Source organism: Staphylococcus sp. CWZ226, assembly GCF_018986355.1.
Classification (GTDB): domain Bacteria; phylum Bacillota; class Bacilli; order Staphylococcales; family Staphylococcaceae; genus Staphylococcus; species Staphylococcus simulans.
Genome location: NZ_JAHMSB010000011.1, coordinates 65,667 through 80,750, shown reverse-complemented (window position 1 = coordinate 80,750; position 15,084 = coordinate 65,667). Strand labels below are relative to the sequence as shown.

The 15,084-nt window shown below is 35.5% G+C and carries 16 protein-coding genes; 12 read left to right on the top strand and 4 right to left on the bottom strand.

Annotation, left to right across the window (positions count from 1 at the left end):
• Positions 1–40: 40 nt before the first annotated feature.
• The gene (locus tag KRR19_RS09550; RefSeq protein ID WP_002480253.1) at positions 41–817 is read right to left on the bottom strand and encodes an HNH endonuclease; all 777 of its coding nucleotides are present in this window, start codon (positions 815–817) and stop codon (positions 41–43) included.
• A gap of 180 nt (positions 818–997) precedes the next feature.
• Between KRR19_RS09550 and KRR19_RS09545 the strand changes: the two genes are divergently transcribed.
• Entirely contained in the window at positions 998–1,735 is a 738-nt protein-coding gene (locus KRR19_RS09545) for an NAD-dependent protein deacylase (RefSeq protein WP_002480254.1), read from the top strand.
• Positions 1,736–1,851: 116 nt separating this feature from the next.
• Here the strand turns inward: KRR19_RS09545 and KRR19_RS09540 are convergent, their stop codons facing one another.
• Positions 1,852–2,532, bottom strand: a complete 681-nt coding sequence (locus tag KRR19_RS09540) for a type 1 glutamine amidotransferase domain-containing protein (RefSeq protein ID WP_002480255.1) — start codon at positions 2,530–2,532, stop codon at positions 1,852–1,854.
• A gap of 344 nt (positions 2,533–2,876) precedes the next feature.
• On the opposite strand from KRR19_RS09540, the gene KRR19_RS09535 reads away from it, so the two are divergent.
• Complete coding sequence (locus KRR19_RS09535) at positions 2,877–3,830, top strand: LLM class oxidoreductase (protein WP_002480256.1); 954 nt, start codon at positions 2,877–2,879, stop codon at positions 3,828–3,830.
• Positions 3,831–3,834: 4 nt separating this feature from the next.
• On the top strand, positions 3,835–4,074 hold the full coding sequence (locus KRR19_RS09530; protein WP_002480257.1) for a DUF896 domain-containing protein: 240 nt from the start codon (positions 3,835–3,837) through the stop codon (positions 4,072–4,074).
• A gap of 86 nt (positions 4,075–4,160) precedes the next feature.
• On the opposite strand, the gene KRR19_RS09525 is transcribed toward KRR19_RS09530, so the two are convergent.
• A complete protein-coding gene (locus tag KRR19_RS09525; RefSeq protein ID WP_002480258.1) occupies positions 4,161–4,742 on the bottom strand; it encodes a histidine phosphatase family protein in 582 nt (193 codons plus the stop codon).
• A 295-nt stretch (positions 4,743–5,037) separates the two neighbouring features.
• Here KRR19_RS09525 and KRR19_RS09520 point away from each other — a divergent pair, with 295 nt between their 5' ends.
• The 7 genes from KRR19_RS09520 (at position 5,038) to KRR19_RS12245 (ending at position 11,961) form a co-directional block, all read left to right on the top strand.
• Positions 5,038–5,994 (top strand): NAD(P)-dependent oxidoreductase, encoded by a 957-nt coding sequence (locus KRR19_RS09520; protein ID WP_002480259.1) that lies wholly within the window; start codon positions 5,038–5,040, stop codon positions 5,992–5,994.
• A gap of 12 nt (positions 5,995–6,006) precedes the next feature.
• On the top strand, positions 6,007–6,366 hold the full coding sequence (locus KRR19_RS09515; RefSeq protein ID WP_002480260.1) for a cupin domain-containing protein: 360 nt from the start codon (positions 6,007–6,009) through the stop codon (positions 6,364–6,366).
• A gap of 187 nt (positions 6,367–6,553) precedes the next feature.
• Entirely contained in the window at positions 6,554–7,177 is a 624-nt protein-coding gene (locus KRR19_RS09510; protein ID WP_002480261.1) for a LysE family translocator, read from the top strand.
• A 232-nt stretch (positions 7,178–7,409) separates the two neighbouring features.
• On the top strand, positions 7,410–7,934 hold the full coding sequence (locus KRR19_RS09505) for a VOC family protein (RefSeq protein ID WP_002480262.1): 525 nt from the start codon (positions 7,410–7,412) through the stop codon (positions 7,932–7,934).
• 124 nt (positions 7,935–8,058) lie between these two features.
• Entirely contained in the window at positions 8,059–8,799 is a 741-nt protein-coding gene (locus KRR19_RS09500) for an SDR family NAD(P)-dependent oxidoreductase (RefSeq protein WP_070684455.1), read from the top strand.
• A 206-nt stretch (positions 8,800–9,005) separates the two neighbouring features.
• Positions 9,006–10,247, top strand: a complete 1,242-nt coding sequence (locus tag KRR19_RS09495) for a quaternary amine ABC transporter ATP-binding protein (protein ID WP_002480264.1) — start codon at positions 9,006–9,008, stop codon at positions 10,245–10,247.
• Positions 10,240–11,961, top strand: coding sequence for an ABC transporter permease/substrate binding protein (locus tag KRR19_RS12245; protein WP_002480265.1), 1,722 nt, complete (start codon positions 10,240–10,242; stop codon positions 11,959–11,961). Before KRR19_RS09495 ends, KRR19_RS12245 begins: the two co-directional genes overlap by 8 nt.
• Before the next feature lie 369 nt (positions 11,962–12,330).
• On the opposite strand, the gene KRR19_RS09480 is transcribed toward KRR19_RS12245, so the two are convergent.
• On the bottom strand, positions 12,331–13,545 hold the full coding sequence (locus KRR19_RS09480) for a PDDEXK-like family protein (RefSeq protein ID WP_002480266.1): 1,215 nt from the start codon (positions 13,543–13,545) through the stop codon (positions 12,331–12,333).
• Between the two features lie 334 nt (positions 13,546–13,879).
• On the opposite strand from KRR19_RS09480, the gene KRR19_RS09475 reads away from it, so the two are divergent.
• Together KRR19_RS09475 and KRR19_RS12240 are read left to right on the top strand one after the other, a co-directional pair.
• Entirely contained in the window at positions 13,880–14,431 is a 552-nt protein-coding gene (locus tag KRR19_RS09475; RefSeq protein WP_002480267.1) for a hypothetical protein, read from the top strand.
• A 24-nt stretch (positions 14,432–14,455) separates the two neighbouring features.
• The gene (locus tag KRR19_RS12240) at positions 14,456–15,028 is read left to right on the top strand and encodes a hypothetical protein (RefSeq protein ID WP_002480268.1); all 573 of its coding nucleotides are present in this window, start codon (positions 14,456–14,458) and stop codon (positions 15,026–15,028) included.
• Positions 15,029–15,084 lie beyond the last annotated feature (56 nt).

The following is a 15,084-nucleotide window of genomic DNA, read 5'->3' as shown; positions in this document are numbered from 1 at the left end:
GTTAGGAATCAACAACAGAAATAACCCTGCATTATATAATCTATCTAGCTTTGTTGATTAATTGTTTCAATTCATCGATTTCTAAAGGGCTATCTTTCTTTCTATGAATCATTCTATGACAATTTGGACATAGTGGTACTAAATCGGTTTGTGGATTAACATTAACTTCTTTTCTACTGATATACATCGGTTTAATATGATGCACTTCAATAAATCCTTTACCCAATTCTCCATAGTAGTCTTCAAAGTTAAACCCGCATACTTTACATGTCGTACCATGAATTTCTATAGCTTTTCTTCTTAGAGCTTGATCCCTCTCAAATCTAGTACCATAGCTTTCTATGAGTTTACCTTCCTTATACAAGAAATTTTCTAATTCATTTTCTTCAGAAATAACATTTTGTCCATCATCAAAACTATCTAAAATAAATTCTAGCAATTCATCCTTTAAGGATCTCGGTCCTTGAACATTTCCTTTTAATCCATAACCTTGAAGTTCTTTCAATGTTATAGGAGTTTGTATTTTACTTTTTAATAATTTTAATTCCATGTAATTTCCATAATTGACATAGTTTTCAGTATGAATCATAAACTCTTTATCTTCCATGGACTCAGTTGATTTATTTACATTATTAATCACACACATATACATAATCCCTGAATATGGTTTGCTTACGTATATAAATACTTTATCTCCTGGTCGTGCTGACTTCATATTGTTACTTTGTTTCCAATCTACAACCTCTAACTTATTAAATGCACCAATTACATCATATGATTTTACATTACACGGTATAATCCAATATTTATTGCTCATATCGCACCTCCATTTTTTATTTTTTGTTATTATAATTTTCCCATCCTTACATCATACTAATTATATAAATTTGAACTTTACCCTTTTCTATCTAACTTGCTTAAACATCCCCTTAATCTTAGAATTAATATGAGTAGATCAATACACGAGATGTATTGAATAATTAATGGAGTGATCAGTGTGAATGCTAAAATTGAGCAATTAAAAGAGATTATTGACAGTTCGAATAAAATCGTCTTTTTCACAGGTGCAGGTATTTCTGTTGCGAGCGGTATTCCAGATTTCCGTTCTGTCGGCGGTTTATATGAAGCTGTCGCAGAAAAAGGTTTATCTCCGGAATATTTATTAAGTCATGACTACTTACAAGATAATCCTGTAGGCTTTATGGACTTCTGTCATGAGTATTTATTATTTGCGGATAAAAAACCGAATAATGTGCATGAATGGATTGCACAGTTAGAAAAAGAAAATCGTTCACTCGGTGTTATCACACAAAATATTGATGGTTTGCATTCAGATGCAGGCAGTGAAAATGTAGATGAGCTACACGGTACTTTAAACCGCTTCTACAGCATCAACAACCCTAACGATGAGTATTCAAAACCTTACGTCATCGACCATCATTTACGTAACAGTGAACAAGACGGCAGTCCAATCAGACCAGATATCGTCTTATATGGCGAAATGTTAGACCAAATGACAATTATGAGCGCCATCAGCAAAATCAAACAAGCCGATACACTCGTTGTCTTAGGTTCATCACTCGTTGTACAACCTGCCTCTGGTTTAATCTCAAACTTTGAAGGTGAAAATCTTGTCATCATTAATAAAGATGTGACACCTTATGACAGTGACGCAGATTTAGTCATTCATGATGATATGAAACATGTCATCAACGAACTCAATAAAATAGATTAATCCAAAGTGGTTAATCTCATAGTATTAAGCAACCCTCTGAGCATAAACTTCATACTCAGAGGGTTTTGTTTATCTTAATTTAGACGTCCTTAATAACGGACAGTCTTCATTCATTTTTATTTTCCTAAAGCTTTCAGCGTATCTAACGCAACTTGTTGGGCTGATTGAGGGTTTTGACCTGTGATTAATCGACCGTCTGAGACTACAAAGTTTGACCAGTCGTCACCTTTCTCATAGCTTGCGCCTTTATCAATTAAGGCATCTTCTAATAAATAAGGTAAGTTATCTGTAACACCCATTTGTGATTCTTCACTGTTAGAGAAGCCTGCGACTTTCTTACCTTTAATTAAGTTTTGGCCATTATCTTTAATGTTTAATAAACCTGCTGGACCATGACAAACAGCTGTGACATAGCCATCGTTAGAATAAATTTTCTCAGCTAATTCAATGAGACCTTTATCTTTTTCAAAGTCCCATACAACACCATGGCCGCCTGCGTAATAAATCACTTCATAATCATCTGGATTTACTTCTTCTGGTTTCAATGATTCATTTAACTGTGTCATGAATTGATGATCTGTATAATACTTCCAATCTACATCAGACATAAAGTCTTCTTGTAAACTTGCGGGATCAATGGGCACAAAGCCACCTTTAGGACTTACATAATCAATTTCATAACCTGCTTTATAGAACTCGTCCGCAAAGTGTACAACTTCTCCAAGCCAAGCACCTGTTGGACGTGGTAAATCTGGATATTTTGATGTGTTTGTGACTGCTATTAGAATTTTTTTCATTACGCTTCACCTCTCTCTATTTATTCACTGATTTGGAATTGATTAATCATAGCTCACAATTAAAATGTTCACTGCTGATCAGTTTTAACAATGTTGATATTCAGAAATTTAATTTCGTTCACATCGTCATAATTGTTAAAAAACCCCTTAAAAGTTGCACGCTTTATTTTTGTTTTTTATTTTAAAACCGCGTCAAATCAACGTTTTTGACCTTTTTTGACTAAATCGATAAACCGCGTGAGCATAAGGTTTGTGTTAGTTGTGTATACGTTGTAGAATAATTGTAGACAACTTGGTTAGAAGAACTAAAGTTTGTCAGATTAATCAAGTTAGGAGGGATAGACGTGACAACAATCGAACAACACAATGGTTTCAAGCGGACGTTTCAAAAGGGTCATTTAACCTTAGGTTTAAGCATTCCTTTTGATAACTCTGAAAAAATCGCATTGTCGTTTGATCAACAAGCAGAATTAGCGCAGTATGCTGAAGAACTTGGATTTACAAGCCTATTTGTGCGAGATAACCCATTATATAGTCCACACTTAGGTCCAGTAACGACAAACTACGATCCGTTTGTATTTTTAACTTACCTCAGTGCTAAAACGAATAAAATTGCTCTCGGAACAGCTAGTATTGTTGCGACATTACGTCATCCAATTCACGTTGCTAAAGCAGCCGCTACTCTTGACTTGGTGTCAAACGAGAGATTTTTAATGGGACTGGCAACTGGAGACCGTTCTTTCGAGTTTCCAGCTTTCAAAGTCGAGGAGAAGAATTTGCATAATCATTTCAGAGATGCTGTTTCTTCTTTGAATGCACTGTGGCAAGACCACTCTCCAAACATTTCAAACTCAATCTTTGAGCTATATGAGGATTCTGGTCTGCAAGTTTTACCAAAACATCACCATATCCCGATTTTTGCGACGGGAAATGCGAAACAAGATTTAGACTGGATTAAAGAAAATATGGATGGTTGGATGTTTTATCCACAAGAATTCCAAATGCAGAAAGCTTTACTACAAGCTTGGCATGATAATGATGTATTCAAACCATTCATGCATCCACTCGCATTAGATTTATCAAAAGATCCAAATGAAAAAATCAAACCCATTAAGGGTGGCTATAGATTAGGCAGAAATACTTTAATCAATGTATTAAAAGCATATGAACGTATCGGTACAAACCATATCATGTTGAAATTAGTCACACATGAAAGAACGTACCAAGATATTATGAAAGAATTGGGAGATTATGTGATTCCACATTTCCCACCAAACGAAATCAAGGAGGAACAATAATAATATGAAAATTTTAGATAGAATTAATGAACTTGCTAATAAAGAAAAAGAAATGGTATTGAGCACTTCAGAAAAACAAGAACAACATGAATTAAGACAAGAATACCTTAAAATGATTCGTGGCCAAGTTGTGAGCACATTCTCAACATTGAAAGTTGTAGATCCACTTGGCGAAGACGTAACACCAGATAAAATTTATGAATTACGCGAAGAAATGGGTACTTTAGACTTAAAACCTGAATAAAAATTTTAAAATAGATGAATAGCAAACCTAAAATAGTAAAGGGTTGGACACTTCTGATGGAGTCGTCCAACCCTTTTTTCTTTGGATTAAGCAGGATGAATTGCTTCTATAAATGTAAAAGTTTCATCCTCATATTCAAATTTTAAAATACAACAATTCGTTATCTTTATTTGTTTTACCGCTTCTATCGGCAAACAATAATGCGCAAATAAGAATAAGATATCACCATGACTCGCTGCTACTACATTACGATGCGTCGTCTCTTTTAATACGCGATGTAATGTCTTCACAGTACGTGTTTGAACTTCTTCCATCGTTTCTCCGCCATAAGCCGCAAAGAATGAACCAAAATCAACTACGCCATTTTGATGTGGCGGATTCAATAATTCCGGCTCTCCTTCAAACAATCCATAATTCCATTCTTTAATCCCTTTTAATCTTGTATAGGTTTCATTTGGAAATAAAATTTCTAACGTGTCAGAGGCACGTTCTTGTGTAGAAGAGAATAATTCATAATCTGTCAGGTTTAATTGATCGAAATACAGCTTCGCTTGTGCAGCTTGTTGTTTCCCTAGTTCTGTTAACGGTGAATCTGAAGCACCTTGAATCTGATGTTTCTTATTAAATAACGTTTGTCCGTGTCTGATTAAATACAAAGTCTTTTTCATGTTGTCTGCTCCTCATTTTAGTCATTTCATGATCAGTATGTCTTTGTTTGTACTAAAAATGATTGATGTTCCCTTTCATCATATCGAATCTATGACATAGTGAGTGCTATACTTTTTTACGATTTTGATACATCTTTTAGTGGTTTCATCTGATTATGTAGCACTTTTGTTCATTTCGCACAAAATAGAGGTGTGAGTTTAGCACTTTATGCACTTCTAATATTCTGATTCCATGATAAGCTATAGATAAAGATTGTGAAAGTTTTCACAAAGTAATTAAAAGGAGCGATTGAATATGACAAAAGTATTAGTAGCAGGTGCGATTCCAGAGGCGGGATTAAATCAACTTAAAGAACATTTTGAAGTAGATATGTACACTGGGGACAAATTAATCACTGAAGATGAATTGATTGAACGTATTAAAGATGCCGAAGGCTTAATCAGTTTATTATCTACAAATGTAAGTGAAAAAGTTATTGAAGCTGCACCGAACTTAAAAATTATCGCAAACTATGGTGCGGGGTTCAACAACATTGATATTCAAGCAGCTAGAGCACGTGGTATCGATGTTACTAATACCCCGATTGCTTCAACTAACGCAACAGCTGACCTGACAATGGGTATTTTATTAGCGGTAGCACGCCGCATCCCTGAAGGCGATCAGTTATGCCGCACAAAAGGCTTCAACGGCTGGTCTCCACTCTTCTTCCGCGGACGTGAAGTCTCAGGCAAAACTATCGGTATCATCGGACTAGGTGAAATCGGTTCAGCAGTTGCTCGCCGCGCAAAAGGTTTCGATATGGATATTCTTTATTCTGGTCCATCTCGACATGAAGAGAAAGAACAAGAACTTGGTGCACGCTATGTATCACAAGATGAACTGTTGAAAGAAGCTGACTTCGTCGCAATCAACTGTTCTTATAACGAAAGCATGCGTCACATGATTGATTATAACGAAATTAAAAAAATGAAACCAACAGCGTACTTGATTAACGCATCTAGAGGTCCAATCGTATATGAAGCTGAATTAGTTAAAGCTTTACAAGATGGTTTAATCGAAGGTGCCGCATTAGACGTCTTCGAATTCGAACCAGAAATTACTGAAGAACTAAAATCTATGGATAACGTGGTCATTACACCACATATCGGAAATGCGACATTTGAAGCACGTGATATGATGGCTGAAATTGCCGCAGGTAACGTTGTCAAAGCGCTCACAGGTGACACACCGGATTATATTGTAAATAAATAGGAGTGATAATCAATGGTCGACACACACCAACGCTTTTTTAACATGAAAGATCTACCACGCTTCTCTGAGGAAGCAGCACAAAAGACAGTCTTTTATCAATCTGAACATTCAGCTGGTGCCGTTTGGTGCATGAAACCAGGTCAATCTCTACAATGTCATACCCACCAAAACGCAGATGATGTATGGATTGTGACACAAGGCGAAGGCACATTCTATACAAACGGCGGTCAGGAAAGAACTATCAAAGCGGGCGACATCATTGTATCATTACCTGGCGAAGCACATGGTATGACGAATACAGGAGACGAAGACTTTATCATGCTTGGTTTCGCAACACCGATGCCATTAGACTTTATTCCATACGAACACTAAGTAAACCAACCAAAACTACTATCTTAAAATAAACCATAACCTAACCCAACTTGAGATGAATGATATTACTACCCATAATGTCATTCATCTTTTTTTATGTTCTGACACGATTTTAAATTTCCGGTCTCATAGCGTGATAAGTCATGCTAAGATAGAGGCATTACAATTTTAAAGGGAGTGCTCGATTATGGATTCATTGATCAGTTTCATTTTAATTTCATTGCTGATTATCGTTATTCCTGGCCCTGATTTCTTCATCGTGGCTACGAATACAATGAAAGGCAGTACTAGAAATGGCGTAATGGCTGCATTAGGTATTTCTTCTGCACATGTCGTCTACTCTGCGATTGCTGCACTTGGTTTAATCTTTATCTTAACGAGCTCATATTATGCGTTCATCACGATTAAGTTTCTTGGTGCCGTTTATATTGCTTACTTAGGTTTGAAAACTATCTTAAACGCACGTAAGGCAAGCCATATTACTACATCATCAACTTACCCTATCAGACACATCAGTTTGTTTAAATCGTTTAGACAAGGATTTATGAGCACGATTTTAAACCCTAAAGCGATTCTCTTTTACATATCTATCTTGCCGCAGTTTGTGACTAAAAGCGAAGGTTCATTAAAAATTATCGCCCTATCGGCACTCTTTATCGCACTGGTCTTTATTTGGTTTTTCATATGCAGTTTCTTATTCACACATATCAAGAAACTCTTCAATCAACCTACTTTCAAAATGGTATTTGACTATATCGTCGGTGTCATCTTAATCGGACTGGCAATCAGTATTTTAAAATTTGAACGTTAATTTACACGCAGGTTATTTAAAATGACCTGCGTTTTATGATTTGAAAAGCTTTATAAATCATTAATCACTATAAATATTTATGATTATGTTAATATGGATGATGAACGTCAACTAATAATTTTGCAAACATACTTTTACTGTCATTTATATATTTATTGAATACTTTAAGCATAATAGACACAAGTCAGGTAATACTACAAATAGAGAGATAGATTAAGAAAGAAGTGATTAAATGGCGATTACAAGAGGGATTAATCATATCGGGTTAACTGTGCCGGATATTGAAGCGGCAACACGGTTTTTCAAAGAAGCTTTAGACGGTAAGGTGGCTTACGATAGTCAAACAGAAATGGATCAACCTCGTGGCGGTAATGATGTAGAACGTTTCTTAGACCTTGAGTCAGGCGCTAAAATCATTAAAAAGCGTATGATGGTTTTCGGTAATGGCCCGAATATTGAAATGTTTGAGTTTGTCCATGCGCATCAACAAGCACCCGCTGCGCTTCAAGATATTGGGTTTACGCATCTTTCTTTTTATGTCGACGATTTTGAAGAAGCACTCGAGCGTATGGTAGAAGCAGGTGGCGAACCTGTTTCTGAACCGCATGAGAATACACGCTATGAAGATTCTGTCGGAAACGAAACTATTTATATTAAAGCACCATGGGGCAGCTTAATCGAGCTTCAAACCATCCCAAACGGTTACTATTATCCTGAAGATAGTGAAGCTGAAGTCTTTATTCCTAAAGAAGATTAAATTATGAAATTAAGATATCTGAATCGTGACACATAGAATATATCAGCTAAGCTGTTTTGATGATATTAAGTCGGTCATATCTTAAGATAGATATACTGTATATTTTAAAGAAAGGTGATTTACTTTGGGTAAATTAGATAATAAAGTCGCAATTATTACTGGGGGGTCTTCAGGTATTGGAGAAGCGGTCGCAAAACGATTCGCAGCTGAAGGCGCTAAAGTTGTGATTGTGAATCGTCATAAAGAGAAAGGCGAAAAAGTGCTCAAAGCGATTGAAGACAATGGCGGCACAGGTCTAGCGTTAGGCGTAGACGTAACGTCTAAAGATTCGGTGGAAGAAGCGGTTAAAACAATCAAAGATCACTTCGGCACAATTGATATCTTATACAATGGTGCTGGTGTTCATGATGGTTATAAAGATGCTTTAGAAACAGACGAAGACACATTTGATTTGTTAATGGGTGTAAACGTGAAAGGTGCTTACCTCTTCACACACGCTGTATTACCTACATTCTTAGACAATAATAGCGGTGTCATCATCAATGTAGGTTCACAAGGTTCATCTATGGCAGGTGTCGGCGGCAGTACGTATGTCACTACAAAACACGCAATTGCCGGTTTCACTAAACAACTAGCCTATGACTTCGGTCACAAAGGTATCCGCGCAAATCTCTTATCACCAGGATTTATCGAAACTCCTATGACAGAGGGTGTTGATGAACAACGTACGAAAGAGATTCCAGCTCAACGTGCAGGTAAACCAGAAGACCTCGCATCAGCTGCAGTCTTCCTTGCTTCTGATGAAGCAGCTTATGTCCAAGGCGCTGAACTTAATGTAGATGGCGGTTGGACTGTAGGAAGATAAAATAATGAATTAAGAAAATAAGCTTTAAAAGCACTGTATAACTGATTTAATCAGCCTTATACAGTGCTTTCTTACTATATAAGCAAAAAAATGCAAGTATATTATTGTTTATTTTTATTTATTTGTACCACTAAGAAAGTTGTTTCATCTAATTAATATGATAACATTAAATAAGAAAATGATTTTTAAAATGGAGGAGATTAACTTTGAGCAGAGTTCGTGTAAGGAACTTGACCAAAGTCTTTGGCAGAAATAGCCAAAAGGCACTTAAAATGGTTAAAAACGGAGATTCCAAGCAAGAAATTTTGGAAAAAACAGGAGCGACCGTTGGTGTATACGATGCAAGCTTTGATGTAGAGGACGGAGAAATATTTGTGATTATGGGACTCTCCGGTAGTGGTAAGTCTACATTAGTCCGCTTGATTAATCGTTTGATTGAACCTACTTCAGGAAGCGTGTACATAAATGAAGATGATGTATCAAAGATGTCTAAAAATGAGTTGCGCGAAGTACGTCGAACTAAAGTTAATATGGTTTTCCAAAATTTTGGTTTATTCCCAAAACGTACTGTATTAGAAAATGCAGAATATGGATTAGAAATACGTGGTGTAGAAAAAGAAGCACGCCGTAAACAAGCTGAAAAAGCTCTAGAAGATACTGGATTACTTTCATTTAAAGATCAATATCCTAATCAACTTTCTGGCGGAATGCAGCAACGTGTAGGTCTAGCACGCGCACTCGCAAATGATTCTGAAATTTTATTAATGGATGAAGCCTTCTCAGCACTTGATCCTCTTATCCGTCGAGATATGCAAAATGATTTACTCGAACTACAACGAAAAGTAAAGAAAATTATTATCTTTATTACCCATGATTTGAATGAAGCTTTACGCATTGGTGACCGTATTGCTTTAATGCGCGATGGAAAAATTATGCAAATTGGTACGGGCGAAGAAATTTTAACGAATCCTGCTAATGATTTCGTTAAAGAATTTACGGAAGATGTTGACCGTTCTAAAGTACTGACTGCAGAAAATATTATGGAACCACCACTTACGATTAATGTCGAAACAGAAGGCCCTAACGTAGCCTTGCAACGTATGCGTCAAGAAGAAGTCAGCATGCTGCTAGCCATTGATCGTAACCGTAAACTAAAAGGTAGTATCTCTGCTGAAAGTGCATTAGAAGCCAGAGAGAAAGGTCTATCTTTAAAGGATGTTACGAATGATAACGTTCAAAAAATTAATAAAGACATGTTCGTTAGCGATATTTTCAATATTATTTATAACTCCCCTGCACCGCTTGCAGTAGTAAGTAAAGAGAATGAACGTGTGATTGGTGTCGTGGTCAGAGGTAGTGTTATTGGGGCAATGAGCACTAAAAATATCACTGTGGGAACAGATACTTCTTCTGATTCTGAGAAAGAAGAGGTGAATGCAGATGCTTAACTTTTCAATGAAACAATTACCTTTTGCAGAATGGATTGACGCTATCGTAGATTGGCTGACTGATCATCTGTCAGGTTTATTTACAGTATTAAGGATTGCTGGAGAAGCAGTGATGAACTTCATGACTATGATTCTAACAGCTATTCCTCCTTTTGTTATGATGGCTATCTTAGTCATCGCAGCTTTCTTTGTATTCAAACGTAAGTGGGGCTTTGCCGCATTCACTTTAGTCGGCTTACTGTTTATTTATAACCAAGATATGTGGACCGATTTAATGAACACAATCACTTTGGTCATTATTTCCAGTTTAGTCGCTGTTATTATCGGAGTACCTTTAGGTATCCTGATGTCTAAAAGTGATACAGTAGAAAAAATTATCAAACCTATATTAGACCTTATGCAGACAATGCCTGGGTTTGTATACCTCATCCCTGCTGTCGCATTCTTTGGTATCGGTATGGTACCAGGGGTTTTCGCATCTGTTATCTTCGCATTGCCACCAACGGTCAGAATGACGAACTTAGGGATTCGTTCTATCTCTACAGAGTTAGTGGAAACATCTAATTCATTCGGTTCTACTGCTTGGCAAAGATTATTTAAACTTGATTTACCTATGGCAAAAGAAAACATATTCGCAGGTATTAACCAAACGATTATGTTAACACTTTCTATGGTAGTTATTGCTTCTATGATTGGGACACCTGGACTTGGGCAAGGTGTTTTAGCTGCTGTACAACGTTCAGAAGTCGGTAACGGTTTTGTGTTCGGTATTGGAATTGTAGTCCTTGCTATTATTATCGACCGCTTCACTCAAGCTTTAAATCGTCCTAAAAACACTAGAATGAGTAACAAGAAAAAATGGATTATCACAGGCATTATTGCACTTATTGCTTTAATTGTTATTTTGCTTTCTATTTTCTTCTCACCAACTAAATCTTCAAACAAAGGTACAATCACGTTAGCTTATGCGCAACAAGATGATCAAATTGTTTCAACAAACGTGATGAAACAAGTGCTAGAAGAAGAAGGTTACACAGTTAATACAACATCTTTAGATATCCCTGTGGTTTGGGAAGCTGTAGCTAAAGGAGAAGCGGATGCTATGACTGGACCATGGCTTCCTGTCACACATGAAGCACAATATAAAGAATTCAAAGACGATTTAGATGACTTAGGGCCACATATTGACGGTAAAGCTAAGCTTGGACTTGTCGTTCCTTCATACATGGATGTAGACTCTATAGAAGATTTAGACAATCAAGCTAAGAAAAAAATAACAGGTATAGAACCAGGTGCCGGGATTGTTAAGGCCACAGACAAAACAATCAAATCATACCCTAACTTAAAAGGTTGGGAACAAGTCATCTCTTCTACAGGTGCAATGAACGCACAATTAAAACGAGCTGTTCAAAATAAAGATGAAATCGTGATTACAGGTTGGAGTCCATACTGGATTTTCCAACGTTACGACTTAAAATATCTAGATGATCCAAAAGGAACTATGGGTAGAGCTGAAAGCATCCATACGATGACACGTAAAGGATTAAAAAAAGATATGCCAGAAGCCTATAAAATCCTAGACAATTTCAAATGGGATGTAAAAGATATGGAATCTATTATGTTAGAAATTGAAGATGGTAAAGATCCAGAAAAAGCAACAAGCGAATGGATTGAAAACAATCGAGATAAAGTAGACAAATGGAAAGAGAAATAAGATTGTATAGTCATAAACTTTAAAGCTATACACATAATAAAACTCTGCAGCATCACTGACTTAACCAGTGTACTGCAGAGTTTTTTCTTTCAAAATATCAATATCTCAAAAAATAATAAATACCAAATGCTACAAGATAAATAACTAAGAATATCACAAAGTTCAACACTATCTTTACAGGCCATGATTTTGAGCCAAAACATTGATTAGTTATTGTAGAGCTAATCAACGTTGCGAAGAATACGGTAATACCTATAAAGATTATTAGTGAAATGTCTTCCATATACAGAGAACACCTTTCTTGTTTCCCTTAATAATTATCCTAATTTAACTTTAACATAATATAAGAAGATAATATTATGATGGTTTTCAAACATTATCGACTGTGGCTTTCTCATTATTCATATAGCCTTCTATTAACTTCTCTTCTAATTTATTTAAATCGCTCTTAAGAAACTTATCGAACGCTTGTTTAACTTTTTCTAGCACTTCTTCATGACTCATTACGCCTTCATTAGAATGTGTATAAAAATTCTTAGAGTAAATTGTGTGATGTTTACGTGTTAATTTTTTTCTGAAGACTTTAAATACCTTACTATGTTGAAGTGCAATATTAAGCATATCTGTCCTTACTTCATTTTCTCCTGGACCAATCAATAAAGTAACCCCTGTGAAATGACTATTATTCTTAATCTCAAACAGAAGGATTCTACCACTATCAGTCCAAGGGATTTCAGTATTATTTTTAGGCATAATACGTTCTAAATTTTTAGTTGTAAATCTGATATAACCTTTGCTACTTTGATCTAAGATTAAGTTTTCATGTTCAGGTATATATGTCTGCAACATTTTAGAGATTTCACTTAATGTATCTGGTTTATATTCATAGATTAAATCCAATGCTCTCTTATGTTTGGCATAAATCTCACCACAAATTTTTTCTAATGCTTCGTCTCCCACGATATGCCTCCTTAAAATATCAATATACTGTTCAATAAAATCTACTGCTTGTGGATGCATCATTGCTTTTTTATTCACCATAGTTTCATCGATACATTCAATGATTTGGTTATAAGAGATATTGGACCATACCTCAACATTACTAGCTTCTTCACCATGCGGTGTTAAGAATATAAATAATTTCTCATAACCGCTATAGGATTGTTCCACCTTATCTTGATACTTCTTCAATTGATGCTTAGATTCTTTACTCCGTATCTTGTTTTCAATCACAATAAGCGTTTGATTTTGTTCTGACACGACTAATAAATCAATGTTATTCCACTCTCGTAACACTTTCGCATCGTCAAAGTCATTTAATAATAACTTAAAGATTGTTTGTTGATCTTTTTTGGATTCTGAGCATTCAATATAAGCTCGAATTAAACTTTTAATAAAGGCATCATCAAGCCCATGAATCTCATTTGGATTCAATAACCAAGCCAACATATTACTGTGACGTATTTCGGTGTTCACAACACCAAGTATTTCAAACAAATTAAACTGGTTGGAATACTTTTCAATTTCTTTTAAAGAATCAATGTCTTTCAGAAATTCCATTAATGCTTGTTCATCATTATTCATTCAGCTGCTCCTTGATGTTTTCTTTATCTATATTTAAAGCTTCCTTTAGTTAGCTATGCCATTTATAAGCACAACTTCTAATTTATTCATTTATTATATCATCAATACTTTCAATTTAAGTATCGCTTTTCCTAAGTTATTTAAGCGGATTTATCCACTTATTTCCATACATCTTAATAAAGAGAAACATCTACTTTATTAGTTATTTCAATTTAGCAACTCTAACTTTATTACATAAAACTAAAAGGTTCTCTATTTATTAAAAAAGTTCTATGAAAGGTTTGTTAAATAGATTATTCTATTAATAACAACGTTAAAGATGGGAGATAGTGTATTGAAAAAGATTTTTGTTAGTTTAGGAATTATAGCACTTGTAGCTGCATTAGGCATTGCGATTGTCTTTGCGTATGGCAGTTATAAAGATTTGGAACTGAAAAAAGAAGAAACTAAAATAGCTGAAGAAAAAGAGAAAAAAGCAAAAGAGAAACAAAAGAAAAAAGAACAAGAAGACGACGAAAATAACACTGAAGCAGTGAATAGTGAAGAAAGTAATACACGAGAAGCATATGACCAAACACAAAACGATACTACCGCTTCCCAAGCACCTCAAGCACCTGTAAAAGAAACTCAACCTGCGCAAGATCAAAACAATGATAGCCAAGCATCTTCTAAAAACACATCAGACAGCTCTTACGACGCAGATGCTGAGTATGCAAAACAAAAAGAAATGTATGAAAAAGCTGCCAGAGGAGAAATTCCTGAGCCAGGTGCACAACTTTCTGGTGATAATTCAAAATTAATGGAACGTGATCCAAGCACACTGACAAATGATGAACTTAACCAACGACAAAGAAGATTAGAAGCTATGGAAGCTGAAGGACAATAAAGTCATTAAGGAGAACTCTAACAAATGAATAAGATTTTAGTAATTTTATCCGTCGTATTAGTACTTGGAATCATAGGTGCTGTGGGTTTCTTTGGATACAATAAATATCAAGAAGTCGAATTAGAGAAAAAGAAATTAGAAGCACAATTAAAAGAAGACGAAGAAAATGAGGATAGCGTAAATGCTGAATCAGAAACTGAGTCTAATAATACTGAGAACATAGGTCAGTCAGGTGAAACAACAAGTAATCAACAAGAAGTACAAGCTACTGACGGAAGTGAAACTGTTAAAATTAGTGGCGGTTCAGGTAGTGGTACTGCTAATAAAGAAGAATTCTCTGATTTACAAGTGAACAGAGATAATGTCTTCGATTATCTAATCGCTGCCATTAATCAAAGTGAAGGCGGAGACGCTTCAAAAATTAAGTTTCAACAACCAGAACTAATTATGCAAGATGGCGGAATGTGGAAAATTCCTGCGAATAATAAATCAGGACATGGCTCTTATACTTTCATAGTTAATCAAAATGGTACAGTAGAATTTTGGGATGGCATGATGAATGATAAGTTCGATGAAATACATGTGACTTTACCTTAATAAACGAGGATTGAGTGTGATTGCTCAATCCTTTTTTATTTTACCTTCCTTTATTA